This window comes from Parabacteroides massiliensis, from assembly GCF_900155425.1.
GTDB classification, from domain to species: domain Bacteria; phylum Bacteroidota; class Bacteroidia; order Bacteroidales; family Tannerellaceae; genus Parabacteroides; species Parabacteroides massiliensis.
In genome coordinates this window covers 744,438-770,331 of sequence record NZ_LT700189.1, presented here as the reverse complement: position 1 = coordinate 770,331, position 25,894 = coordinate 744,438, and the positions used below count along the sequence as shown (strand labels likewise).

At 45.1% G+C, this 25,894-nt stretch carries 26 protein-coding genes and 1 tRNA gene; 13 read left to right on the top strand and 14 right to left on the bottom strand.

Going from position 1 to position 25,894, the window contains the following annotated elements; translation table 11 throughout:
• The first annotated feature begins 100 nt into the window (after positions 1-100).
• Complete coding sequence (locus BQ9893_RS03285; RefSeq protein WP_075964726.1) at positions 101-286, top strand: hypothetical protein; 186 nt, start codon at positions 101-103, stop codon at positions 284-286.
• A 166-nt stretch (positions 287-452) separates the two neighbouring features.
• Here the strand turns inward: BQ9893_RS03285 and BQ9893_RS03280 are convergent, their stop codons facing one another.
• Positions 453-902 (bottom strand): type I restriction enzyme HsdR N-terminal domain-containing protein, encoded by a 450-nt coding sequence (locus BQ9893_RS03280; protein WP_075964725.1) that lies wholly within the window; start codon positions 900-902, stop codon positions 453-455.
• Positions 903-957: 55 nt separating this feature from the next.
• On the opposite strand from BQ9893_RS03280, the gene BQ9893_RS03275 reads away from it, so the two are divergent.
• The 7 genes from BQ9893_RS03275 to BQ9893_RS03245 all read left to right on the top strand — a co-directional run bounded on the left by BQ9893_RS03275 (position 958) and on the right by BQ9893_RS03245 (position 8,936).
• Entirely contained in the window at positions 958-1,734 is a 777-nt protein-coding gene (locus BQ9893_RS03275; RefSeq protein WP_075964724.1) for an AMP nucleosidase, read from the top strand.
• Positions 1,735-1,758: 24 nt separating this feature from the next.
• Entirely contained in the window at positions 1,759-2,781 is a 1,023-nt protein-coding gene (gene holA, locus BQ9893_RS03270) for a DNA polymerase III subunit delta (RefSeq protein ID WP_075964723.1), read from the top strand.
• 846 nt (positions 2,782-3,627) lie between these two features.
• The gene (locus BQ9893_RS03265) at positions 3,628-4,077 is read left to right on the top strand and encodes a helix-turn-helix domain-containing protein (RefSeq protein WP_075964722.1); all 450 of its coding nucleotides are present in this window, start codon (positions 3,628-3,630) and stop codon (positions 4,075-4,077) included.
• Positions 4,078-4,140: 63 nt separating this feature from the next.
• On the top strand, positions 4,141-4,923 hold the full coding sequence (locus BQ9893_RS03260) for a dihydroorotate dehydrogenase electron transfer subunit (RefSeq protein ID WP_075964721.1): 783 nt from the start codon (positions 4,141-4,143) through the stop codon (positions 4,921-4,923).
• Entirely contained in the window at positions 4,911-5,822 is a 912-nt protein-coding gene (locus BQ9893_RS03255; protein ID WP_075964720.1) for a dihydroorotate dehydrogenase, read from the top strand. The genes BQ9893_RS03260 and BQ9893_RS03255 overlap by 13 nt, the downstream gene beginning before the upstream one ends.
• A 205-nt stretch (positions 5,823-6,027) precedes the next feature.
• The gene (locus BQ9893_RS03250) at positions 6,028-8,187 is read left to right on the top strand and encodes an alpha-galactosidase (protein WP_075964719.1); all 2,160 of its coding nucleotides are present in this window, start codon (positions 6,028-6,030) and stop codon (positions 8,185-8,187) included.
• A 44-nt stretch (positions 8,188-8,231) separates the two neighbouring features.
• Positions 8,232-8,936 (top strand): MgtC/SapB family protein, encoded by a 705-nt coding sequence (locus BQ9893_RS03245; RefSeq protein WP_075964718.1) that lies wholly within the window; start codon positions 8,232-8,234, stop codon positions 8,934-8,936.
• A gap of 4 nt (positions 8,937-8,940) precedes the next feature.
• Here BQ9893_RS03245 and BQ9893_RS03240 read toward each other — a convergent pair whose 3' ends face one another.
• From BQ9893_RS03240 to BQ9893_RS03195, 10 genes are all read right to left on the bottom strand, one after another.
• On the bottom strand, positions 8,941-9,414 hold the full coding sequence (locus tag BQ9893_RS03240) for a C-GCAxxG-C-C family protein (RefSeq protein ID WP_075964717.1): 474 nt from the start codon (positions 9,412-9,414) through the stop codon (positions 8,941-8,943).
• Between the two features lie 16 nt (positions 9,415-9,430).
• Complete coding sequence (locus BQ9893_RS03235) at positions 9,431-9,733, bottom strand: Dabb family protein (RefSeq protein WP_075964716.1); 303 nt, start codon at positions 9,731-9,733, stop codon at positions 9,431-9,433.
• 59 nt (positions 9,734-9,792) lie between these two features.
• Positions 9,793-11,019, bottom strand: a complete 1,227-nt coding sequence (serB, locus tag BQ9893_RS03230) for a phosphoserine phosphatase SerB (RefSeq protein WP_075964715.1) — start codon at positions 11,017-11,019, stop codon at positions 9,793-9,795.
• 77 nt (positions 11,020-11,096) lie between these two features.
• The gene (locus BQ9893_RS03225) at positions 11,097-12,311 is read right to left on the bottom strand and encodes a sodium ion-translocating decarboxylase subunit beta (protein ID WP_075964714.1); all 1,215 of its coding nucleotides are present in this window, start codon (positions 12,309-12,311) and stop codon (positions 11,097-11,099) included.
• Between the two features lie 18 nt (positions 12,312-12,329).
• Positions 12,330-12,770 (bottom strand): hypothetical protein, encoded by a 441-nt coding sequence (locus tag BQ9893_RS03220; protein ID WP_075964713.1) that lies wholly within the window; start codon positions 12,768-12,770, stop codon positions 12,330-12,332.
• Positions 12,771-12,858: 88 nt separating this feature from the next.
• Entirely contained in the window at positions 12,859-13,251 is a 393-nt protein-coding gene (locus BQ9893_RS03215; RefSeq protein ID WP_081415357.1) for a hypothetical protein, read from the bottom strand.
• Between the two features lie 152 nt (positions 13,252-13,403).
• Complete coding sequence (locus BQ9893_RS03210; RefSeq protein WP_075964712.1) at positions 13,404-14,780, bottom strand: aminopeptidase P family protein; 1,377 nt, start codon at positions 14,778-14,780, stop codon at positions 13,404-13,406.
• A 182-nt stretch (positions 14,781-14,962) separates the two neighbouring features.
• A complete protein-coding gene (locus BQ9893_RS03205) occupies positions 14,963-16,360 on the bottom strand; it encodes an MltF family protein (protein ID WP_075964711.1) in 1,398 nt (465 codons plus the stop codon).
• Between the two features lie 10 nt (positions 16,361-16,370).
• Positions 16,371-17,789, bottom strand: coding sequence for a 23S rRNA (uracil(1939)-C(5))-methyltransferase RlmD (gene rlmD, locus BQ9893_RS03200; RefSeq protein WP_075964710.1), 1,419 nt, complete (start codon positions 17,787-17,789; stop codon positions 16,371-16,373).
• Positions 17,790-17,879: 90 nt separating this feature from the next.
• A complete protein-coding gene (locus tag BQ9893_RS03195) occupies positions 17,880-18,230 on the bottom strand; it encodes a winged helix-turn-helix transcriptional regulator (protein ID WP_075964709.1) in 351 nt (116 codons plus the stop codon).
• A gap of 167 nt (positions 18,231-18,397) precedes the next feature.
• Here BQ9893_RS03195 and BQ9893_RS03190 point away from each other — a divergent pair, with 167 nt between their 5' ends.
• Positions 18,398-18,925 (top strand): DJ-1/PfpI family protein, encoded by a 528-nt coding sequence (locus BQ9893_RS03190; protein WP_075964708.1) that lies wholly within the window; start codon positions 18,398-18,400, stop codon positions 18,923-18,925.
• A gap of 121 nt (positions 18,926-19,046) precedes the next feature.
• Here BQ9893_RS03190 and BQ9893_RS03185 read toward each other — a convergent pair whose 3' ends face one another.
• Positions 19,047-19,679 carry a recombinase family protein gene (locus BQ9893_RS03185; protein WP_075964707.1) on the bottom strand — a complete coding sequence of 211 codons (633 nt, stop codon included), beginning with the start codon at positions 19,677-19,679 and terminating at the stop codon, positions 19,047-19,049.
• A 222-nt stretch (positions 19,680-19,901) separates the two neighbouring features.
• On the opposite strand from BQ9893_RS03185, the gene BQ9893_RS03180 reads away from it, so the two are divergent.
• Positions 19,902-19,976 (top strand) — tRNA-Pro (locus tag BQ9893_RS03180).
• 114 nt (positions 19,977-20,090) lie between these two features.
• On the opposite strand, the gene BQ9893_RS03175 is transcribed toward BQ9893_RS03180, so the two are convergent.
• The gene (locus tag BQ9893_RS03175) at positions 20,091-21,584 is read right to left on the bottom strand and encodes a Fic family protein (RefSeq protein WP_075964706.1); all 1,494 of its coding nucleotides are present in this window, start codon (positions 21,582-21,584) and stop codon (positions 20,091-20,093) included.
• 230 nt (positions 21,585-21,814) lie between these two features.
• On the opposite strand from BQ9893_RS03175, the gene BQ9893_RS03170 reads away from it, so the two are divergent.
• The 3 genes from BQ9893_RS03170 (at position 21,815) to BQ9893_RS03160 (ending at position 24,176) form a co-directional block, all read left to right on the top strand.
• On the top strand, positions 21,815-22,237 hold the full coding sequence (locus BQ9893_RS03170) for a GNAT family N-acetyltransferase (protein WP_075964705.1): 423 nt from the start codon (positions 21,815-21,817) through the stop codon (positions 22,235-22,237).
• Between the two features lie 257 nt (positions 22,238-22,494).
• Positions 22,495-23,271, top strand: coding sequence for a class I SAM-dependent methyltransferase (locus BQ9893_RS03165; RefSeq protein WP_075964704.1), 777 nt, complete (start codon positions 22,495-22,497; stop codon positions 23,269-23,271).
• Positions 23,272-23,561: 290 nt separating this feature from the next.
• Entirely contained in the window at positions 23,562-24,176 is a 615-nt protein-coding gene (locus BQ9893_RS03160; RefSeq protein WP_075964703.1) for an HU family DNA-binding protein, read from the top strand.
• A 9-nt stretch (positions 24,177-24,185) separates the two neighbouring features.
• Here BQ9893_RS03160 and thiC read toward each other — a convergent pair whose 3' ends face one another.
• Positions 24,186-25,886, bottom strand: a complete 1,701-nt coding sequence (gene thiC / locus BQ9893_RS03155) for a phosphomethylpyrimidine synthase ThiC (protein ID WP_075964702.1) — start codon at positions 25,884-25,886, stop codon at positions 24,186-24,188.
• Between the last annotated feature and the right edge of the window lie 8 nt (positions 25,887-25,894).

The following is a 25,894-nucleotide window of genomic DNA, read 5'->3' as shown; positions in this document are numbered from 1 at the left end:
AAAGAAATACAAAGAAAGTGTATCTATTTTGTAATATAGTGCAGCATTTTGCGTTTTTAATACATCATACTTATATATGATATTAAAATTGTAATAGAATATGAAAGCGTTGATATTATCTTTTTTTGCAGTAATCTTAGGGTATTCACTCATCTTCAATGAGAAGAAAACGACTGACCAGCCTGTCATAAAGGATAGTAATTCCGTATATGTCAACAGGCCGGTCAATATGCCAATCTCCGATTCCGTTATGATATATAAGGATCAGACCGCATCCGTTCTGTGAATCTTAAGTAGGGTTTGTTGTTTACCTGTATGTGTCTTTTGTATTTGTGTTCATTGCAACAGACATCTCTTTTCAAAACATATATGATTTGATTTCAAAACACCTATGATTTGAATGCAAAACATAGGTGTTTTGAAAATGATACTCATCTTTGGCAAAAACAGCTTTATAGTTCGTCGTATGCAGGTATTCCTTCCAAAAAAGCGTATGTCCGGTTGTTATAGTCGATTTTGCAGCAATAATGGTTCAAGCCGTTGCTGACGATCAGGTATTCGACATGCAGCACCATATTGTAACGGGCTATCTGGTCAAAAACAGCCTTGCTGATGTTTATGTGGGGCGCTTTATACTCGACAATGACCAAAGGCTCCAGAAAACGGTTGTAAGCGACCGTGTCGCAACGTTTGGCGGTTCCGTTCAGCTTGACCAGCACTTCGTTTGCCAACAGCTCTTTCGGGTAACTCTTCCGGGTGATCAGATAATTGACAAAATGCTGGCGTACCCATTCTTCGGGAGTCAGGGCCACATATTTTTGCCGTACGGGATCGAAGATTGTACGTTTTCCATCTTTTTCTGCCACTTTAGGTGCGAAACCGGGTAAGTTTAATGCAAGCATTTAGTATATTTGTTCTTTTATTCTGTGAAAAATAGACCATCAAAGGTAGTGATTTATGAAAACAAAACAAGAAATTGTCGAAAATTGGTTGCCACGCTATACGGAACGGAAACTGGAGGACTTCGATAAATATATCCTGCTTACCAACTTTACGAAGTATGTGGAGCTGTTTGCCAACCATTTTAACGTGCCGATCTTAGGACTGAAAAACTCCATGCCTAACGCAGCTGCCAATGGCATCACGATTATCAACTTCGGGATGGGAAGTGCGAATGCGGCGACAATCATGGATTTGCTATCGGCAATAAAGCCGACGGCCGTGCTCTTTCTGGGAAAATGCGGAGGATTGAAGAAGGCAAACAACCTGGGAGACTATGTCATGCCGATTGCGGCTATCCGGGGAGAAGGGACTTCGAACGAATACCTGCCGGCAGAAGTGCCGTCGCTCCCGGCTTTCTCGATGATGCGTGCCATCTCGTCCGCCATACGTGACCGGGGAAAAGACTACTGGACCGGGACCGTCTATACGACGAACCGGCGGGTATGGGAATATGACAATGATTTCAAAAACTACCTTCGCCGTACGCATGCCACCGGTATCGATATGGAAACGGCCACCTTGTTCACGGCAGGCTTTGCAAACGAAATCCCGACAGGTGCCTTATTGATGATTTCCGACAAACCGATGGAAGAAGACGGAGTGAAAACGGAAGCCAGCGACCGGGAAGTGACCCGGAACTTTGCGGAAGAGCATGTGATGTTGGGGGTGGAAGCGCTTCGCCAGATTATTGATGGAAAAAAGACGATCCGACACATCCGTTTCAGTTGGTAATTTTAATTGAAATCACACGCAAATATGGCAAAAAAAGAATATACATACGAGGAAATATGTCGGGATATTGTCGCTAAAAAATTCGCACCTGTCTATATAATGATGGGCGACGAACCTTTTTTTATGGATCGGATAACGGACCTGCTTCTCGAAAATGTATTGGAAGAATCCGAACGAGATTTTAACCAAATTATCATGTATGGAGCAGATACGGATGCGGCATCTATAATTAATGCGGCACGTCGTTTTCCGATGATGTCAAAATATCAGTTAGTAGTTGTCCGGGAAGCTCAATTAATTCGAGATATCGAGCTTCTGTCGAACTATGTCAAGAACCCGTTAATGTCGACTGTTCTGGTCATCAATTATAAATATAAAAACCTGGATCGCCGCAAGTCGCTGGCTTCTGCGACGGATAAAATCGGAGTGCTGTTCGAGTCCAAAAAGATTCCCGACTACAAGATGCTGGCCTTTATCACTTCTTTCATGCAACTGCGTTCGATAGGAATAGACGGAAAGGCGGCACAGATGCTTTCAGATTTTCTTGGAAACGACTTGAGCCGCCTGAGTAAGGAATTGGATAAACTGGCACTGATCTTGCCTGAAAAAGGCGCAAAACGCATCACGCCGGAGCTGGTGGAGCAGAATATCGGGATCAGTAAAGAATACAATAACTTCGAGCTGATAAAGGCACTTGCCGTGAAAGATGTATTGAAGGCGAACCGCATTGCCCGCTACTTCGAGAAGAACCCGAAAAGCAATCCGATCCAGATGACCCTTCCTGTATTATTTAACTATTTCTCGAACCTCCTGATTTGCTACTATACGAAGGATCGTTCCGAAACCGGCCTGATGACGGCACTCGGACTTCGGGGAACATTTCAGGTTAAGGATTATCTTTTAGGAATGCGAAACTACTCGGCGATGAAGGTGTTCAACCTGATCAGCGATATCCGTCTGACGGATGCCCGTTCGAAGGGAGTGGAAAACACATCCGTATCCGATGCCGAGCTTTTAAAGGAATTGCTCTACAAAATCCTGCATTAAAACGATTTTCACACTTGATTAGCCCAAAGAAGAGGCTTTTTGTCTGGAACAACAGGAAAGTTGAACCGGATAAAAAGCCTCTTTTTCTTGTTTATCAGTCTTTTATCATTGATTTTACCCTCTTGAGATTTTAATATTTGTCTTTTCCCTAATATCAGTTCACAAAAATCTCCCAAATGAGAAGGATTAGAGGCCGAACGTTACAAAAATTATTCATTCCATTACGAGACGAGAATAAATAGGGACACTTTGTCAGTAAACAAAATCACTCCCTCTTAGTAATGTGTTTAATCGTGAACAATACAGTGCCATGTTATAAATGTAAACTTCGACTTTTTGCATAAAAGAGAGGTCGTGTTGGTTCGTTTTGTATACAAATAATAAAGGAGTAACATTTGTTCCTGTTTACATTACTATCTTGAACAAGTAAAAATAAAACATTTATCTCTACTTTATGTTTTCGGCATAAATAATCATAAGCCACCCTATTATGTCGAATAATTAATCTAATACATTAATTATTCTGCTACATATGTAACAAATGTGGGTAAACAGGAGTTTTTTTCAGATTGTACCTATCTATAACAAAAAGAATAACAATAAAATAAATATTATTTGTAAAGTAAAACTTTAATATGTTTATTACGCTAAAACAATCGGTTTACAATTATACCACAAACATTTGTTACTATTTGATTACAATTATAACGGTTTAAGTTTATATAATTGAATTGCACAATTGAGAATTATGGTGTATATTTGTATCATCATTGATTTGTATACATTTTGTACTATACAAACAGACATAATGTCAGTATTTCTATAAATAAATCAGGATTTACAAAAATGATAGAACGTATTACCCAAATAATGGAACGTGAAGGCTTGACTCCTTCTAAATTTGCAGAAGCAATCGGTATCCAGCGTTCAGCAATGTCGCATATTTTGAACGGAAGAAATAATGTAAGTCTGGATGTCCTTATAAAGATTCTGGGGCGATTCACTTATGTGGATTCCGACTGGCTCCTTTTCGGCAAAGGCGAAATGATTCGGGATCATGTGTTGACACAGCCCGATTTGTTCTCGAATACGGCAATAAATCCGCCCGAAGGTCAAGTTGCTCTCGAATATCGCAAGGAAATGAGGGTTGATACACCTGTAAACAGTGTCAAACAGCCTGTTGTTGAGCATATTATACAACAAGAAACAACTACCAGAAAAATAAGTAAAATAATGGTGTTTTATACCGATAATACATTTGACACTTTTATTTCTGAAAAGAACAAGAAAGAATAGCTTGCTTTGGTTTATATACCATATTCATGTATCTTTGTATAAGAATTAGACTAATCATATTATATGAAGAAGTACATGCTTGACATGAAGGTGACTGAAAACTGCAACCTTCACAAAAATTACTGCCTGCTTAAACTAACATCTGATCAGATCCTGCCGGATATGTTGCCGGGACAGTTCGTTCAGGTACGCGTGGATAACTCTCCGACCACATTTCTTCGTCGTCCGATCTCAATTAATTATGTTGACAGAACGACAAATGAACTGTGGTTGCTCGTTCAGTTAGTTGGTGACGGGACGCGCCGGATGGCCGAGTATAAGCCGGGCGATATTATTAATATCATGCTGCCTTTGGGGAACGGTTTCACGTTGCCAGCCACCGATAAAGGACAGAAACTTCTGCTGATCGGCGGCGGTGTCGGGACGGCTCCGATGTTGTACCTGGGTGCAATCCTGAAAAAAGCCGGTTATACACCTACGTTCCTTTTGGGAGCCCGTTCTAAAGAGGATGTGTTACAATTGAAACAGTTCGAACAGTTTGGAACCGTGTATGTTACAACAGAAGACGGTTCATTGGGCGAAAAGGGATATGTAACCAATCATTCCATCTTGAAAGATGTACATTTCGACCAGATTTACACTTGTGGCCCCAAACCAATGATGATGGCTGTTGCCAAATATGCTCACGCAAACTCTATTGCATGCGAAGTATCTCTTGAAAACACAATGGCTTGTGGTATAGGAGCTTGTTTATGCTGCGTGGAGAAGACTAAGGATGAACATCATGTGTGTGTATGTACTGAAGGACCTGTATTTAATATAGAAAATTTGACATGGCTGAATTAAACGTAAACATCGGTAATTTACAATTGAAGAACCCGGTTATGACGGCATCGGGTACTTTCGGATATGGCATTGAATATTCGGACTTTATGGATATCTCCCGTTTGGGCGGTATTTTTGTGAAAGGAACAACGATCCAGCCACGCGAAGGGAACCTGTATCCCCGTATGGCGGAAACCCCTTCGGGAATGTTGAATGCAGTAGGTCTGCAGAATAAAGGAGCACAATATTTTGTTGATCATATTTATCCGAAGATTAAGGATATCGATACGAACATGATTGTAAATGTAAGCGGTTCCTCTGTAGAAACGTATGTGGAATGTGCTGAAAAGATAGCGGATCTGGACAAGATACCGGCTATCGAACTGAATATTTCCTGTCCGAATGTAAAGCAGGGAGGCATGGCTTTCGGAGTGACGACAAGTGGGGCAAGCGAAGTAGTGAAGGCTGTCCGTAAGGTTTATCCGAAGACCCTTATTGTAAAACTTTCCCCTAATGTGACCGACATCACGGAGATCGCTAAGGCGGTCGAAGCCGAGGGAGCTGATTCCGTTTCATTGATTAATACCATGCTGGGAATGGCCATTGACGCGGAGAAGCGTAAACCGGTGTTATCTACAATAACCGGCGGTCTTTCCGGCCCTTGTGTAAAGCCGGTTGCCTTACGGATGGTATGGCAGACTTATAAGGCGGTGAAGATTCCTATTATCGGTCTGGGCGGTATTTCAAACTGGAAAGATGCAGTGGAGTTCATGCTGGCCGGAGCTACGGCAATCCAGATCGGAACCTACAATTTTATAGACCCTGCCGTTGGCATAAAGGTTATTGAAGGGATGGACGATTATTGTAACAGACACGGATTTTCGTCTGTCCGCGAATTGACCGGAGCTTTGAATGCATAAAGAAAAAGGATGAAATAATCCTTTTCGGAATAACATATTAAGGAAAAGCTGGTAAAACGACTTATTTTATGCGTTTTACCGGCTTTTTTATTGTGTTTTTTTATTTCTTGGAACATTATTATTCCAATAATTATAATATCTTTGTTCGTAAATAAAATAAACCTTGGAATTGTAATATCTATTTAATAAATTGTAGAAGAAAAACATGAAGATCAGACATCTTTTTTTGCTATGTCTAATAGCGATATCAGCAACGCTGAATGCAAATGGAAAAACTGTGATTCCAATTACGACCGATGACATTAGCCTTATTTATAAGGTTGATGATAAAAATGGTCGTTTGTATCAATCTTATCTGGGACAAAAACTGTCATTTGATTCGGATATTGCACAATTACCTCTCGGAAATGAAGCCTATCTGACACATGGTATGGAAGATTATTTCGAACCTGCCATCCGTGTTTTGCATAATGACGGCAACCCGTCCCTGCTCCTGAAATACGTCTCCCACGAAAGCAAACAGCTTCAGCCGGGAGTTAACGAGACGGTAATCCTTTTGAAAGATGATAAATACCCGGTCGAAGTGAAGTTGCATTTCATCGCTTATCCAAAGGAAAACATCATCAAGGAATATGCCGAGATTTCACATCAGGAGAAGAAGCCCGTAACCCTTTACAACTATGCTTCCTCTTTGTTGCATTTGAACGGCAGCAAGTATTTTCTGACCGAATTTGCAGGAGATTGGGCACATGAAGTCAATATGAAGGAAACCGAACTGACTTTCGGCAAAAAGATGTTGGACACCAAATTGGGAAGCCGTTCCAACATGTTTTGTTCTCCGTTCTTTTTGCTTGCCCTGGACAGAAAAGCGGAGGAGAACGTGGGGAATGTATTATTCGGAACTATCGGATGGACAGGTAATTACCGTTTCACGTTCGAAGTGGACAACGAGAACGGCCTGCGCATCCTTTCCGGCATCAACCCGTATGCTTCGGAATACTCGCTGAAACCGAACGAAGTGTTTCGCACGCCGGAATTTATTTTCACCTACAGCACGGAAGGGAAAGGCAAGGCCAGCCGCGATTTCCAACGTTGGGCACGCAAGCATCAGTTGAAAGACGGAGAGAAATCCCGTATGACATTGCTGAACAATTGGGAAGCGACCTATTTTGACTTTAACGAAGACAAGTTGGTGAATATTATGGATGAAGCCGTCGCTTTGGGAGTCGACATGTTCCTGCTTGACGATGGTTGGTTTGCCAATAAATATCCTCGCAGCAGTGACCATCAGGGCTTGGGAGACTGGGAAGAGACCGTGACCAAGTTGCCTAACGGTATCGGAAAGCTGGTGAAGGAAGCAACGGACAGAGGCATTAAGTTCGGTTTGTGGATCGAGCCGGAAATGGTAAGCCCGAAAAGCGAATTGTATGAGAAACATAAGGACTGGGTGATCCATTTGCCGAATCGTGACGAGTATTACTTTAGAAACCAGATGGTTTTGGATTTGACTAATCCGAAAGTCCAGGATTATGTATATGGCGTGGTAGACAATCTGATGACGAAATATCCGGGTATCGCTTATTTCAAATGGGATTGCAACAGCCCGATAACGAATATCTACTCTCCGTATCTGAAAGACCAGCAGTCCCATTTATACATCGAGTATGTACGTGGTCTGTATAATGTGCTGGAACGGATCAAACAGAAATATCCGAATCTGCCGATGATGCTGTGTTCCGGTGGTGGTGGCCGTTGCGACTATGAAGCGTTGAAGTATTTCACTGAGTTCTGGCCGAGCGATAATACGGATGCCGTAGAGCGCATCTATATCCAATGGGGGTATTCTCACTTCTTCCCGGCTAAAAGCATGGCTGCCCATGTAACGAGTTGGGGAAAACAGTCGGTCAAGTTCCGTACGGATGTAGCCAGTATGTGTAAATTAGGTTTCGATATCCGTGTCTATGAAATGAGCCAGGCGGACCAGCAATATTGCAAGGAGGCTGTGGCTAACTTCAAACGCCTGAACGATGTTATTATGGACGGAGACCAATACCGTTTGCATTCGCCTTATGAAAACCAACACGCTGCCGTTATGTATGCCAACGGCAATGCGGACAAGGCAGTCTTGTTTGCCTTCGATATCCATCCGAGATATGCAGAGCCGATGCAATCTCTTCGTTTACAGGGGTTGAAGAAGGACGCCCGTTACGAGCTGAAGGAAATCAACCTGGTTCCGGGTACGCAATCCAGATTGTCCTGCAATGGCAAAACGTTCTCCGGAGAGTTCTTGATGAATGTCGGCATTCCTGTATTTTCAAGCCGGCCGACCAATAGTCATGTGATTGAAATTACAGAGGTCAAGTAATCAAACAAATATATTTATATTTGCATGTTACTAAAGCAATAAGTATGTTAGAACAGATAAACGACATATTACAAAACACGGTTATTACCCCCTATACGGCAGCCGTAAAGTTGTTGATCAGTTTCTTCCTGGGAGCTGTCATCGGGATAGAACGCCAGTTCAGGAGACGGGAAGCGGGTATGCGAACCTTTACGTTGATCTGTATGGGTTCGACAGCAGCCATGCTGGTCTCTATTTGGATTCCTCAATGTTATCCCAATTTCTTGAATGGCGATCCGGGACGTATTGCGGCACAAGTGCTTTCGGGTATCGGTTTCCTCGGAGCGGGAGCAATTATCCAAAGCCACGGGAGTGTGCATGGACTGACTACGGCGGCTTGTATCTGGGTAATGGCGGTAATAGGTTTGGCTGTAGGAGCCGGAATGTATATTCCGGCTGCTATGGCGACTGTCATAACACTTTTCATACTGGTCAGTTTGGAACGTTTGGAGAGAAGAATGTTCCTGAATGGCGTCAATAAGATACTGACTATTACTTGCTCTACGGCAACACCCGATTTAAAGGCTGTCCGTAAAATATTGGAAAGTAAGGGCGTTTTTATCGTGAGTGTTTCTTTCGAAACATTTTATAAAGAGGACCGGTCCGTTATCACATACAAAGTGAACGTAAAAGCAATTTCCTCTTATACGAACTTATTCAACGAAATACGGAGTTTGGGTATTGTTACACAAATCAGATTGATGGCATAAGCCATCAATCCAATTCACCTTTCAGCATTTTCCCTGCAATGCGGGCCGAATCTTCAATAAATCTTCTACAGGGCCGCTTCTGATAATATTCTTGTGTACGGGCGGCGGGTGCCGGTGTTGTGGCTGCTGCGTCTTCAGGCGGCAAAAGCTGGCGACAGATGATCGTCCCGTGCTTTTCCTTAAATATATCAGCCATTTTCTGCACCATCGCATAATTTCTGGTGCGGGCTTCCTGATCGGTGATATCCAAAACCGGATATTTGAATCCCGCCAGCATAGCCATTGCACTGACTGTTCCGCAAATCTCACGCATACGGCCTACACCCCCTCCAAAAGAGACAGATATCTTCTTGGCTGTCTCCATATCCAAATCAAAGACATCCGAGTAAGCCAGAAAGACAGATTGTGCACAATTATAACCTGCTTCGAAATTTCGAGTCGCCCGGTTCGCTCGTTCCTCAATATCGATGTCTTTCATGTGGAATCCTTTGTTTTTAATATTCATAATCGACGCAAGCCCTGTCTGCCTTGACGGGACCGATGATGCCTTTGGCTACGGCTACATGTTCGGGATGGTTGGCATACGTGCTGACATCTTCAAGTGTGTCCAGCTCCGTAGTCAGGATGATATCCCATGTCTCTGCCGGGTTTACGTTAAAATCTACGCGGATCATGCGCAATACGTCAATTTTGTCGATCAATGCTTCTAATCCCGTTTTGATTTCCTGCATTTTGGCCTGTTTATCGGCCGGAGTTGCAAACTCCTTCAATTTGAACATTACGATGTGTCTGATCATTTTACTATTTATGATTTATGATTTATGCCTATATAATAATTATACATCATAAATCGATTTCACATTCTTTCATCCAGATAGGAATCTTTGTAGCCCAAGAAGTACAGGATACCGTCCAGCCCGATCGTTGAAATGGACTGTTTGGCCGTAGCCTTTACTTTCGGCTTGGCGTGGAAAGCGATTCCGAGACCGGCAATACTGATCATCGGCAAGTCGTTGGCACCGTCTCCGACAGCGACCGTCTGGCGGATATCCACGTTCTCGACTTGCGCAATGAGGCGGAGCAGTTCCGCTTTGCGTTTCCCGTCCACTATGTCGCCGACATGGCGCCCGGTCAGTTTTCCGTTCTCCACTTCAAGTTCGTTGGCATAGACATAGTCGATGTTGTATTTCTGTTTCAGATAGTTGCCGAAATAGGTAAAGCCACCGGAAAGGATTGCAATCTTGAAACCTACCTTTTTCAATATACGCATCAAGCGGTCCACCCCTTCGGTAATCGGCAGATTCTCGGCTATTTCCTGCATAACGGAAACATCCAGGCCCTTCAACAAAGCACAACGTTGGCGGAAACTTTCACAGAAGTCGATTTCTCCCCGCATGGCTGCTTCGGTAATGGCTTTCACCTGGTCGCCGACACCGGCCCGGATGGCCAGTTCATCGATCACCTCCGTTTCGATCAGTGTCGAATCCATATCGAAGCAGATCAGGCGGCGCATGCGTCGGAACATACTTTCTTCCTGAAAAGAGATATCCATCTCCTGTTCGGCGGAAAGTTTCATGAAGTCGGCCTTCATCTGTTCCTTATCCCTCGGCGTACCGCGTACGGAAAATTCCACACTGGCTTTCGGCGTACGGGCATTCTCGTCCAAAGGGATACGTCCTGTCAGGCGTTTGATGTCGTCGATGTTCATATCCTGGTCGGCAACAATGCGCGTAACGCCGGCAATCTGCCGGGCAGTCAGTTTCCGCCCCAGGATCGTTATGATATACCGGTTCTTGCCTTGCATGGAGACCCATTGGTTATAAGCCTCTTCGGTGATGGGGTTGAAACGGATGTTCACATCGAGTTCATAGCTTTTGAAGAGCAGCTCTTTCAGGATATTTCCCGAATTGCCTTCGCTACTTTGAAACAAGATGCCCAAGGAGAGATTGCTATGGATGTCTGCCTGACCGATGTCCAGAATAACCGCATTATTCTGGGCCAGTATCTCGGTTAGGGCGGCAGTCACTCCCGGACGATCCGTGCCATTTATGTTTATCAGTATTATTTCGTCTTTTTGTTCCATACTTATTGTAATTGTAAGGCGAAGAAACGAATAATTCTTTTAACTAAAAAGTGTTTTCCTAAAATAATACCGCTTTATCATAGATATGGAATAAGCGTTATATAGATACCTGTGATGATGGCAGAAGTGATAACACCGGAGATGTTGGCGCCTAAAGCGTCTCCCAAAATGAAGGAATCGGGGTTCTCCTTGCTGACCAATTTCTGCGCCACCTTGGCCGTGGTCGGTACGCAACTTACGGCTGCGATGCCGATCACCGGATTATAATTGCCTTTCTTGATGAAATACATGACATATCCACCAATGATACCACCGATGCCGGACAATAATAAAGCTGCGATACCCAAGACCAGGAGTTTCAAGATTTTCGGATCGAGCAATAGCTTGGCGTCGCAAAGGACTCCCAACAGCAGGCCCAACATGAAAGTCGAACCATACAGAAGCGGACCGCTGACGAAATCATAAATATGCTTCATGCCGGATTCGCGGATCGCAACACCCAGAAACAGGGAGAAGAACAGCGGGGAAGCAACTGGAAACAGAAAACACAGCACCGCGCATAAGATTACGGAAAAAGCCAGCTTTACTTTGGCATCATAGGTTTTGGGCGCCTTTTTTGTCGTCATCTTGATTGCACGCAGGCGTTTTGGAATCAGTAGTTTCACCAGATACGGATAGCCTCCGTAGGTAAGTCCGAGATAGAGATAGGCAACTACCGTGATCGGCACGAACAGATGCTTGGCCAGCACGAGTGAAGTGAACAATACCATCGGGCCGTCGGCTCCTCCAACCATAGCTACGGAGGCGCTTTCTTCCAAATTCAAACCGATGGCGGAGGCAATCGGGAGAGTCAGGAATGTACCCAGTTCGGCACACAGTGCCAGGAACAGGCTTGCAAACGGTTTTTGCAACAGGTAGCCGACGTCCAGCAGCGTACCGATTCCCATAAACACAAAACAGGCTATCAATCCGTTGCTGAATGTCAGCGTATAGACCGGTTGCAGGAAGTCGATCTGCATGACGTTCATCAATTCGTCCGTGTCGGAAAGCATCGGGTCTAGGAAAAGGTTGCCCAATGTACCGCCCGGCATAATCAGCGTACCGCAATTGATTGCGATCATACCTAATCCCATCGGGATCATAACCATCGGTTCGAGCACATTTTTCCAACCCAGATAGACCAGTAACCCACCTAAAAAGATCAGAAATATACGGGCCGCAGCCAATAGCCATCCACCGGCCACCATTGTCCCAAAACCTTGGAACAGTCCTAAGAAATCTATATTTTCCATATTGCCAGTTACGTTTTTTTATTCTTCAGGAGAAAGAGATTTGTTTTTATTTGAGTTTCGTTTCTTCATGATCTGTCCTTTCTTTTTCAGATGCATGAAGTGGCTGTCATGAGGGTAGTAATAGTCGATCAAGTTGAGTTGCGATATTCCGTGGCTGACACCATGATAGTAGCCTTCAGGCCTCATATTGGCCAGATCCGGATTCTCGCCTCTTGCGAAGTCTTCGCGTTCGTCGTCGAGTTGCTCTGTCCCTTCGGGAGAAACAAGGCCTAACAGTTCACCGAGCTTGACACGGAGCTTGTTTATTTTGTTGAATTGCGCCAGTTCGGCAGCATGCGAGTGATGATATTCCAGGGAGTCGGCCCAGAAAGCAATACCTTTGATGACACCGGCGACAAAAAGGCCGATGACAAAGGTAAGGCCCATCATCTCCAGCGTAGAAATGAATAGACTTAACATAAATTCTTGATTAAAATAAACGAATAACAATTCTGCTCCCGGTGCAAATGCCGGAAGTAACGTAAAATCACCAAGTTCCCGGAGAGTGCTAAATAATAATTTTTCGGAGTGTGTAGACCCAATGGCCTGCACGTATGCGGAGAGAAGAGAATTTTAAGGATTGTACGATTCGTAAAGTCTCGGAAGTTTTGTTGAGCAAGTCTTGTTCTTTTTGCAGAAACACTTCAAACTGCCTGGACACTGTTTTTGCCAGCCGTTTGTAGTTCTCCTGCAAGACCTGTGAACGGGGCGCCACGCAAAGCCCGATACATGAGAACCGGGATATTTTTCCGTAATCGAGCTGTTCCTGCTCTGTACCGGAATCCGGCAACCTGTCAAGGATTGCCACGACGGCGGAAGGTAAGGGGGATGCGCTGTTTTCTTCGGTTGCAATCTTCCCTTCCTGCACGAACAGGCAGATCAGAGATAATATGAACAACATCTTCTTTATCACGGCACAAAATAGAAACAGTTCTCGAGTATATAACTTCCGGAAAGGGATAAAAGTTGTAAAAAAATCAGATAAAAACACGAGAGAGTGTCTCGCAAATACAATGCGGGGCACTCTCTCTCTTATTGTGTTGGTTTTGTTTTTTATTTTTTTACGGCTTCTACGTCTTCTGCGTGGAGAGGGATCTTTTTACCTAACAGGCGGGCGCCGTTTTCGGTGATCAGGTAGTCCTCTTCGTTGCGTATACCGCTGAAATCCTTGTATGTGAAGAGCTTGTCGTAGTTGATGAATTCAGTGAACTTGTTCTGGCTTCTCCAGAGGTCCATCAGTTCGGGGATGAAATAAACACCCGGCTCGATGGTCAGGACAAAGCCCGGTTCCAATTTGCGTCCGAGGCGGAGAGACTTGCGTCCGAACTCTGTGCTTTTCGGCTGGCCGTCATACCCGACATACACTTCGCCGAGGTTTTCCATATCGTGGACATCCAGTCCCATCATGTGTCCCAAGCCGCAAGGCATGAACATGGCATGAGCGCCGGCTTTTACGGCTTCCATCGGGTCGCCTTTCACGAATCCTAAGTCCTTCAAGCCTTCCATGATCACTTTGCAGGACAATTCATATACGTCGACAAACGGGATACCCGGACGCAAAGCTGCGACAGCCGCTTCGTGGGCGGCAACCTGGATATCGTAGATCTCGCGTTGACGAGGCGTGAATTTGGCATCGGCAGGAATCGTGGACGACATATCGCCGGCATATCCCATCTCCGTTTCGGCGCCGGCATCGAGCAGAAGCATGTCACCGCTCTTGATCATGTTGCTATGATCGTGGTTGTGCAAAGTCTGTCCGTTGATCGTCGCGATGATCGGGAAGGAGAGTTCGTAATTGTTTGCAAAAGCCACTTCGGCAACGGCGGCAGCCACTTCGCTTTCGCGGATGCCCGGACGGACGGTACGCATGGCGGCCAGATGCATGTCGGCAGTCACGATACAGGCCTTTTCTATTTCGGCAATTTCTTCTTCGCTCTTATAGTTACGCTGGTTGACTACGCCCATGATGAAAGGAACGGAAGGTTTTTCGGCTCCCGGAACGATGCCTAACCATTGGAACAGCTTGATCTGATGTTCGGCACGGTAGGTCGGCAGGTAATGGATCGGCTGGCCTTTTTGCTGCGCGTTCTTCAGATAAGCTTCGATTTCCTTGAACGGACGGACTTCGGTGATACCGGCGGCTTCGCTCTTTTCCTTCAGCGTCGGTTGTGTTCCCATCCAGACGATCGCGTCGATCGTCAATTCGTCGCCGAAGATGATCTCCCGGTCGTTGTCGATGTCGATGATGGCAGACAATCCGGCGTAGGGAAGTCCGAAGAAATACAGGAAAGTGGAATCCTGGCGGAAATGGTATGTGTTATCGGCATAGTTCATGCCGGACTCATCGTTGCCTAAAAATAACAGCAGGCCGGAACCTATCGTCTGTTTTAATTTAGCCCTGCGGGCGATATAAGTTTCTTTAGCGAACATGATATTATAAATTTAGTTTAATGCTACCAAAGATAGGAATAAATTGTAATCCGTATATATATTCGGAGGCATTATTTTTTTAGTATCCCTATGCAAAGTAGGGCTTGGCGTTCTTTTTCCGATCCGGGATGGCGGGCAGGCCGGCGAGGGTGTGCCCTTCAGTCTGCATTGAATATCAGGTCCTAACCTTTTTTGCCAGTCTTTGTCAGGTAGTAGTTGTAACGTTCCATCACTTCGCGCACATAGTTGAAGGTTTCCGAACCACGCAGGTAGCCGTGTTTGCAGACCGGATCGTTGTAGTATTCCGGATCGTTTTTCAGCCGGATATATTCGGCCACATTGTCATCCCATACATACGGATTCTTGCCGTATTTCTCGGCCAAACGTTGCGCGTCGTAAACATGCCCGATTCCGGCATTGTAGGCTGCCAGCGTGAACTTGATCTTTTCGACCGGATCGGTCACCTTTCCGAATCCCTGGCGAAAACGGCGCAGGCAATCCACGCCTGTGCGGATGCCCGTATCGGGGTCTTTCAGTTCGTGAGGTGTCACACCTAAAGCCTTGGCTGTATTCGGCATGATCCCCATCAGTCCTTCCGCGCCGGCCCATGAGACGACGTCCGGATTGAAGCGGGATTCTTGGTAGCTGATCGAGGCAAGCAACTGCCAGTTCCATCCGATGTTTTTGGCATGTTTGCGAAAGAGTTCGTCGTAAGGCGAGACATGGCCGTTCTTGACTTCCGGCAGTTCAGCTGTGACGGGTTGTTTGCCCAGTTCGAAATAACGTTTCGTCAAAGCTTTGTAGACATGCGTTGCCGCCTTGTCGGTTGCCCAGGTGTCGATGGCTTTGGCCAGTTCGGGACTGCTTTTGCGTACGACCCATGAGGAACGTTGCATGAAGCTGATCTTCAGCGAAACGTTCAGGTTCCAGAAATAAGTTTTATTCAGGCGGGCTATGTTCTCATTGCTTACGGTGTAAGGAATTTCTCCCTGCGAAACCATGCCGATCAGATCCTCCGTCGTCACCGTGTCGGCATCCACTTCGTGAATCCGTATGCCGCCGCCCAGTTCGACATCGAGGTTTTTCAGCCGTTCGAAGTATTTGGTTCCCGGCTTTGCATAGACATCTTTTCCGAGCAGTTCCGTCACGTCGGTGATCACCTTGTCGCCTTTGTTGGCACGTTGGACCAGCACTTGGCAGTCTTGCTCTTCCCGTCCGCAGTAGATCAGCTTTTCTTTCATGCGGTTGCTGATCTGGACCGGGTAGGCGACTACATCCGCCTCGCCTGCTTCCAGCATCTCGATCAACTTCGTAGGGCTTTCTGCAACCTTGATGTTCAATTTCAATCCTTCCGAACGGGCAAAATCCTTGATCAGCTCATATTCGTAACCCATCGGCTGCATCTTATACTGGAAATAGGAAGTCGAGCTGTATAGCGTGACGGCGGTTATTTCGCCCTGCGCTTTCAGTTGCGGCAGGTCGATCGTCACGTTGTCATCCTCCTGTCCTTGTTCCTGCCTCGCACGATTGCAGCCGGACAACAACAGCGTCACAAAAAACAAGAGGATGACCTTTTTCATTTCTTAATTCTTATTTTTCCAATTTCTCCAAGAGGACTACGTTCTCCACATGATGCGTATGCGGGAACATATCGACCGGTTGTACCTTCTTGACGGCATATTTCACGGAGAGCAAGCTCAGGTCGCGTGCCTGTGTCGCCGGGTTGCAGCTCACATAAACGATACGTTCCGGCTCGGCAAAGAGGATCGTGTTGATCACGTCGTCATGCATGCCGGCACGGGGCGGGTCTGTGATGATAACATCCGGACGGCCGTGTTGGTTGATGAAATCCTGTGTCAGGATGTCTTTCATGTCTCCGGCATAGAACAGTGTATTTTCGATCTTGTTCAGTGCGGAGTTGACTTTGGCGTCTTCGATTGCTTCGGGCACATATTCGATGCCGATCACTTTCTTTGCCTGGCGGGAGACGAAGTTGGCGATCGTGCCGGTTCCGGTGTACAAGTCGTAAACCATTTCGTTTCCGGTCAGCCCGGCAAACTCGCGGGCAACCTTGTACAGCTCGTAAGCCTGTTCGCTGTTGGTCTGGTAGAATGATTTCGGACCGACTTTGAATCGGAGCCCTTCCATCTCTTCGATGATATGATCTTTTCCGCGGAACACGAGAACGTCCTGGTCTGTAATCGTATCGTTGCATTTTCCATTAATGACATACATCAGTGACGTTATCTCCGGGAACTGCTCGGCAACATAGGAGAGAAGCGCTTCGCGACGTTCCACATCTTCGTGGAAGAACACCAACACCACCATCAGGTCGCCTGTCGAAGCGGTGCGGATCATCAATGTACGCACAAACCCTTCCTGATTACGAAGGTCGAAGAACGGATAACCTTCGTGTGTCAGACAATATTCCTTGACCGCCAGACGGATACGGTTCGATATGTCGTTCTGCAACCAGCATTTGTGAATGTCGAGCACCTTGTCGAACATTCCCGGAATATGGAAACCTACCGCATTCATGCAATCGAATTTGGCTCCGGTTTTCACCTCCTCTTCCGTCAGCCATTTCTTGTTTGAGAACGTAAATTCGAGCTTGTTACGATAGAAAGTCGTGTGTTTGGAACCTTTGATCGGTAGGATTTCTTCCATCTCGATCTTGCCGATGCGCGTCAGGTTGTCGATAACCTGTTTGTGTTTGTAGCGAATCTGTTCCTCGTAGGGAAGATGCTGCCATTTACAGCCGCCGCATACGCCGAAATGTTCGCAGAACGGTACGGCACGCAGGGGCGAATATTCATGAAAATGTACTGCTTTTCCCTCCGCATAACTATGTTTCTTACGTGTCAACTGTATGTCGATGACATCTCCGGGGGCGACAAAAGGTACGAATACCACCATGTCGTTCACTCGTGCGATAGCCTTTCCCTCTGCGGCTACATCTGTTATTGTTACCTTTTCCAATAAAGGCAACTGCTTCTTATTTCTTGCCAAGATGATTAATTTTTAATTTTTGCGCAAAGATAGAGATAAAATACATCGTAAAATACTTTGCGCAAAAGATTTTGACTATCCATTATGAGGCTACCCTGCCTTTTCCCGGCTTTCGAAAATAACCGCCATATGCTCCAATGCCCAACCGACAAGGCTTTCGATGTGTGGCATCAGCGTTTGGCCGGTTTCCGTAAGTTGGTATTCGACCCTGGGCGGGACTTCGGCGTAGACCGTTCTCGAAACAAGCCCGTCGGTTTCCAACGTCCGGAGCGTGACGGTCAGCATACGTTGGGAAATGTCGGAAATCGTTTTTTGGATGTCGCTGAAACGCATCGTGCCGTTTGCGTTCAGAGTGACCATGACAAGCATCGACCATTTGTCGCCGAGCCTGCACAAGATGTCCCGGATGGGACAATTTCCTGTCGGATGAAAATTTTTCATTTTTTTTGTTTTTACTAGCGCCTTGTGTTTCAATAATAGTTACATTCGTGTAAGTAGCTTATTCAGAGGTGCGTTCTTGTTTTACCGAATCAGACTGCTTATCTTTGCTGCACAAAGGTAATAAACTTACCAAAAAGAACTAATGTGTCACTAAAATTATTATTATCATGGCAAAGAAAGTAGCAGTTTTGGCAGTGAATCCGGTTAACGGATGTGGATTGTTCCAGTATCTGGAAGCATTTTTTGAAAATGGCATTTCTTATAAAGTGTTTGCCGTCAGCAATTCGAAGGAGATTCGTACAAACTCCGGTATCGCTTTGACCGTAGACGATGTCATCGCAAACCTGAAAGGGCATGAAGATGACTTTGATGCGCTGGTATTTTCATGTGGAGACGCTATACCGCAGTTTGCCCAACATGCAGGAGAACCATACAACCAGGACCTGATGGCTGTCCTTGCAGCGTTTGGGCAAAAGGGGAAAATCATGATCGGCCATTGTGCCGGAGCAATGCTGTTCGACATGGCAGGTGCTATCGATGGAAAGACGGTTGCTGTCCATCCGCTTGCAAAGCCGGCTATACAAAAAGGAAAGGCAACAGACAACAAGTCTGAAGTCGATGGTAATATTTACACGGCTCAAGATGAAAATAGCATCTGGACAATGATGCCCCAGGTGCTCGCAGCCTTGAAATAAGAAACAGATTGTTTGCTCCGGATTTCCAACCGGTTTGGCGGTGCTAAACTGTCAAATAGCATAAAGTAAAAGGCGGTGTGTCAAATTTATTTTTTTTGACACACCGCCTCTCTTTTTGTATTTATTCGACATCGTCTTTCTTTTTCTTTTTTGAAGGAAGGTCCGGTATGTTTTTCCGGACGAAACGCTTGAAACTGCTTAGAGAGACCTTGTAATAATCGGCTAATTCGCTATACTTCGCATTTTCTTCTTTCAGTTCTCTTTCGATCTGTTTCTTCTGGGAAAGGAGAAAATCGGTTTTGAGGCTTCCTAAAGGACGTCCCAATTTCGTCCCTTTATTCTTGCTGGCCATTAGTGCTTCTTTCGTACGGGTGGAAATAAGCTTGCTTTCTATTTCGGAAACAAGCCCGAATGCGAATGCCTGTGTTTTGCCGTTGTCTTCGTTATCTTCAAACAAATAGCCTTCCTTGATGCTGTAAAGCGTCACTTTCTTTTCGAGGCACAACAAAATGAGATGCATGATCTCCATCAATTTCCGGCTGATCCGGGTAACATCGGCTACGATAACAGTATCGCCTTCCTGCAAAGTCTTTATCACGTATTCGAGCCGGTTTTCCCCTTGGAAAGAGTCTTTAGCACATTTCAACCATTTATCAATCTCAATTTTCTTTGCTTTTGCAAATTGCTCGATTGCATTTTTCTGGTTCTCCGCTTGTTGTTTATTTGAATATGTACGTATATAAGCGATTGTCATAAATTCTTAATTATTTAAATTTTGTTTCATTATTTGATATATAACAGATTGGTATGCAATATGTTTATCCAGAAAGTCAATAAAGGGGAGGGATACACATTGTTGTAATGATCTCCTAAATTGATGCGAATGTACGCAAATAAAAAAAGCAATGAAATATTTGGTAGTTAAAAATAAATATATACCTTTGCACCGCAATCAAAAATAAAGGAATTGCAAAAACGGGGTGTAGCGCAGTCCGGTTAGCGCACCTGCTTTGGGAGCAGGGGGTCCCAGGTTCGAATCCTGGTACCCCGACGTTGAGAAAAAGGAGTTACTTAATCAAGTAGCTCCTTTTTTTGTATCAAATACTTCCATTGTGTTTTTGTATGCTCTCCGATCTGTATTGGCAAAAGACTTTCCACTGTTGAATTAAATACTCGACAAAAATTTTGCAAAAGAAACTATATCTCCCTCAACACTTGCTCTTTCGAGGGTTGCCATGTATTCATCCCGCCTTTCCACGGGGATAATCAGCCAATCGTAACCGCCCGATGCCAACATGGTATTCATTAAGAACCGTCCGATACGACCGTTTCCATCCATAAAGGGATGAATATAAGTAAACAGGAAATGTCCTAAAACGGCTCTTACGCAGGCTTCCGGTTCTTCTTTAAGCAATTCGAACAAAGTGACCATGGCATCACGAAGTGCACTTGGATTCAGAGGCGTGTGCATTGAGTTACGAATATAGACTTGATGGGAACGATAACCGACAATATCGGAAGGTTTGACAATACCCGCCGTTACGCAGGGCTTGAACATTTCGCTGTGCCATACGGCTAAGTCCCGTTCCGCTACCTCTGCACTATTATTACCTTTGAAAATATCGGATACACTCTTTTTGACTTCTTGAAAAGCTTGCCAATAACCACGTGCAGCAAGCGCATTTTTTGAATCCATATCTTCTCCATCCGGTTTCCATGCGCCGCTTTTTACTTTATTTATTAATTCGTCAGTAACCCGATACCCCTCGATAGACAGGGAGTGATAAGCATCCAACTTATATCGGGTTTCCATTCGCTCTAAAAATTCTTTGACGGAAAGATTACTTTTAAGCCGAGTGAAATTGGCTACAACATCCTCTCTCATATTCTGCCACATTAAACGTAAACGGGTGGTGTATGGAGATTGTGAAACTTGAATTTCCATCACCTTTTCAAACGGGTCTTCTTCATAAACGGTATAGCCCATACGCTTCATTGTTCCAGCAATTTCATTGGCAATGTCCGTCCGCCCGATATTACGGAATGCGCCAATCACCCTGCCTGCTCGGACTGTTTGCCCGGTATCTACCAATATCTTCAAAATATCTGAACTATCATGAACCATTGCAAGGGCAGTCCGCATCGTTAGTGCATCATTGCGATACATGGTAGGCGTAGCTACAATAATAGCTTCCGCCAATGTATAAAGATTGAGATTATACAGATTGTTCGTATCAATCTTCGAGGGTAATTCCGCCTCTAAATTGAAAATGGAAGTCGGAGGAATTAACGAAACCATATAATCATTGCCTTTAGGTGCTCTTATAAGAACTTGGTTAGGTATGGTGGTAGCACCTGTATATATCGACAACGATTGTTCGGCAGATAGACACCACTCATTGCCATAGCGTTCATTTGCATAACGGGTAATAAAGTTCCAAAACGAAGCAAACCACGCCGTACTGTCGCCCGGCATCGCTCTTGGGTCGGTAACCACATACCAGCCCTTTATGATGGGTTTGAGAAAATGATTATCAACCAATCTTTTTATGTGTGTCCGGGATAAGTCGCTATTTTTAATTATCATAAAATCCTCACCCCGTTGTACTTGTTTCAGTGCATCCAAAGAAGATGCTAATAGCTCTGCTATTGTTGCCATTGTCTTGATTCTTTTATGTATTACACGGATATTGTGTTTTTGTATTACACGAGTATTATGTTTTTGTATTACACGAATATTGTGCAAATGTAGTCAAATATACTTGAAAAACAAAGAAATATAGGATATCTCCAATATCAAAGATGCGTTTTTAACGTGTTATAGATTAATAAATTGTATATTTGCGATGCCGAAAAATGTAGGCTTTTAGAATCGGCAAATACAACATTATGATCAGAAAAATTAGAGTTACGGATTATCCGCGTTTGATGGAGATTTGGGAAAGTGCAGTATTGAGTACGCATGATTTTCTTAAAGAAGAAGATTTTCTATACTATAAAGAACAACTTCCGGTATATTTTCAACATGTCGCTCTATTCGGTTTTGAGCAAGAGGGTATCTTAATCGGATTTATGGGAATTGCAGAAGGGAATCTTGAAATGCTGTTTATTGACAACAATTATCGAGGTACCGGAATAGGGAAAAAACTAATCACTTATGCCATCGATAATTTGCAAGTGACCAAGGTGGACGTGAATGAGCAAAATGGCCAAGCCGTCGGTTTTTATAAGCATATGGGCTTTAGCGTATACAAAAGATCGGCTTTAGACGGAGAAGGCAAAGAATATCCTATTTTACACTTACAGTTGTAGAATTTTTATTCGCGACGAATTTGTTGAAAAACAAAAGTTTGTATATTTTTGCGGCATGACAAAAACATGTAAATCGGATTTGGTTTAGTAAACAATCTGTTCTTCCGGAACAGATTGTCTTTTCGTTTGCTCTCGGATAGTCCTTTCCGAGGGTGGTTCTTTATATATTTATATTTCTTATTTTAATAATCGGCATACAATATGGTGTTGGGCATCATTATGTCTTTCACGTGTATGCTTTCTAACACATTACGATAATGAGTAACGAATGTAAAACTATCCACGAATTCGATTTTAATTTAATCTGTGAATACTTTTCGAATGTAGAACGTCAGGGACCGGGTAGCCCCGAAGTCACGATAAAGGCGTTGGGGTTTATTGACAATCTGACCACGGAATCCCGTATTGCCGACCTTGGTTGTGGTACAGGCGGGCAGACCATGACACTGGCACAAAACACTCCGGGACAGATTACGGGACTTGATCTCTTTCCCGACTTTATCAATATCTTCAACAGGAATGCCCGCACTCTTGGTTTGTCCGGCCGGGTAAAGGGAATCGTCGGTTCGATGCAGGAAACGCTGCCTTTCGAGAAAGAATCCGTAGACCTGATTTGGTCCGAAGGAGCGATCTATAATATTGGTTTCGAACGAGGTTTAAATGAATGGAGGCAATATCTAAAGAAGGATGGATATATTGCCGTCTCGGAGGCTTCGTGGTTTACCGCCGAACGGCCGGCAGAAATTTATGACTACTGGATGGCACACTACACGGAAATAGATACGATCCCGAATAAAGTCGCTCAAATGCAGAATGCAGGCTATATTCCTGTCGCAACTTTCATCCTGCCTGAAAATTGCTGGACGGAGCATTATTTTGCTCCATGTTGTAAAATGCAACAGGCTTTCCGGGAGAAACATCGAGGAAATAAGGCTGCTGAAGAACTGATTCTCAGTGAACGCCACGAAATGGAGTTGTACCACAGGTATAAAGAATTCTACGGATATGTATTCTATATCGGGAAGAAACTTTAGGCGGTTTTCCCACAAGAGTACCGAAATACAGTCGAAATACTGAGAAGAAATAGATTGTTTATCATTATATTTCGTACATTTGATGCAAGTGTAATCTGTTTATGACATTGTCATGTATATGTACGGCATTGCGGGGAAGCTTTTCGTCGTTGTCGTATATGTACACGGCATTGTCGAAAACAAATTACACTTGCATCTGATCTCGGATACATTGCCTGGCAACCGTGATGATATCGGATGGCGACAAGCGAGAGGTGGGATTTTGTTATCAATCAAATTGAAAAGAAGAGATGAAACGGGTACAATTCGGTATTTACCAAATGCCGGCAAAAAACGAACAGGGAACAAGTGAAAAGCGTGCGTATGCCCGGCTGATCAGTAAAGAGACGAAGAAGCTGGATGAGATCTGCTCGTTCATCAATGAGTGCTGTTCGGTCAACTCGGCCGACATCAAAGGGGTTTTGGATGCTTTGTCCAAGTATGTCGGGAGGGAACTGTCGTACGGTTCCTGTGTGGAACTGGACGGACTGGGGTTCTTTTCGCCTTCCTTGAAGACCGTTAAGGACGGCGTGAACGAGAAAGGCGAGGAGCTGTATAAAGTGAAGGTGGACGGCGTGAATTTCCGTTGCGCGAAGAAACTGAAAAAGAAGGTGTGCGAAAGCCAGCCTTTGAAGGTGAAGCGGACGAACGTGTCGAAGTTCAATTATGAGGGACGTAAGGCCAAGTTGATGGCTTATTTGGAAATGCACAACTTTATAAACCTGACCGATTACCAGAGGTTTGTGGGGTGCACGTATTATATGGCGAAAAACGATTTCAAAAAGTATGAGGAAGAAAAACTTGTACAGCGGCAAGGATATAAGACACATCGTGTATATATCCTTGCCACGGTACAAGAGGAATGATCCTTATGATCAGCAATTCTCCTTATGCAAATCCTTGCTTAACCGCATGGCGCAGAAGTTAGGGCCGCACATCGTGCAGTATTCGCCATCCGTCACGGCGCTGTCTTTGTAATATTGCAGGGCACGTTCCGGATCGAGAGACAGGTTGAACTGGTCTTTCCAGCGGAATTCGAAGCGGGCTTTGCTCAAGGCATTGTCGCGGACCTGTGCTCCGGGATGTCCCTTTGCCAGGTCGGCGGCGTGGGCGGCAATCTTGTAGGCGACGACTCCTGTGCGGACATCTTCCTTATCCGGCAAACCGAGATGTTCTTTCGGGGTGACGTAGCAGATCATCGCCGTGCCGTGCCAGGCAATCTGGGCGGCTCCGATGGCCGATGTGATATGGTCGTAGCCGGGAGCGATATCCGTGGTCAGCGGGCCTAACGTGTAGAACGGGGCATTGTGGCAGGCATACTGCTGCTCCTTCATGTTTTCCTGAATCTTATTCATCGGGACATGGCCCGGACCTTCGATGATGACCTGCACGAACTGGTCCCAGGCGATCTGTGTCAGTTCGCCCATCGTATGCAGCTCGGCAAACTGGGCGGCATCGTTCGCATCGTAGATGGAGCCCGGACGAAGCCCGTCGCCGATCGAAACGGCAATGTCATACATTTTCAATATCTCGCATATCTCGGCGAAATGCGTATACAGGAAATTCTCTTCATTGTGGATTTGCATCCATTTGGCCATGATTGAGCCGCCGCGTGAGACGATGCCGGTCAGGCGCGTCTGTGTCAGTTCGATATGTTTCTTGAGCAAACCGGCATGGATGGTGAAATAGTCGACTCCCTGTTCTGCCTGTTCGATCAGTGTGTCGCGGTAGATTTCCCAACTCAGGTCTTCTATCTTCCCGTTCACTTTTTCCAGTGCCTGGTAGATGGGGACTGTCCCCATCGGGACCGGACAGTTGCGGATGATCCATTCGCGGGTTTCATGAATATTGTCGCCAGTCGAAAGGTCCATCAAAGTGTCGCCTCCCCATTTGCAACTCCATACGGCTTTTTCGATCTCTTCGTCGATGCCGGACGAGAGGGCAGAATTGCCGATGTTGGTGTTGATCTTCACCAGGAATTTCCGGCCGATGATCATCGGTTCGGCTTCGGGGTGGTTGATGTTTGCCGGGATGATGGCGCGTCCGGCAGCAATTTCTTTGCGGACAAATTCGGGAGTGATATATGATTTCAATCCTAACGCCTCGATCTGTTGGTTTTCGCGGATGGCGACATATTCCATTTCCGGAGTGATGATGCGCCGTTTCGCATAATACAATTGGGTGATGTTTTTACCTGCTTTGGCACGGTAGGGCAGGTGTTGTTTCGGGAAACGGATGTGATCCAGCGAGGAATCGGCCAGACGTTGCCGTCCGTAATCGGAAGTCAGTTCTTCCAGGCGCATCAGGTCTTTGCGGCCTGCATACCAGGACTCGCGGATGCGGGGAATGCCGTTTTGCGTATTGACGGGGATTTTCGGGTCCGAATAGGGGCCGCTGGTGTCATAGACGATGACGGGATTGTTTTTTTTGTGAACCAGTTGCCCGTTCTCATCGCGTATGACGGTATCCAGTATTTTAATCTTTCTCATACCCACCTTTATGTTGTGGATATTGCCGGGTATGTAGATTTTTTCCGATGAAGGATACGTGATGCGTATTCTGTTTTTATTTGCCATAGTGTTAT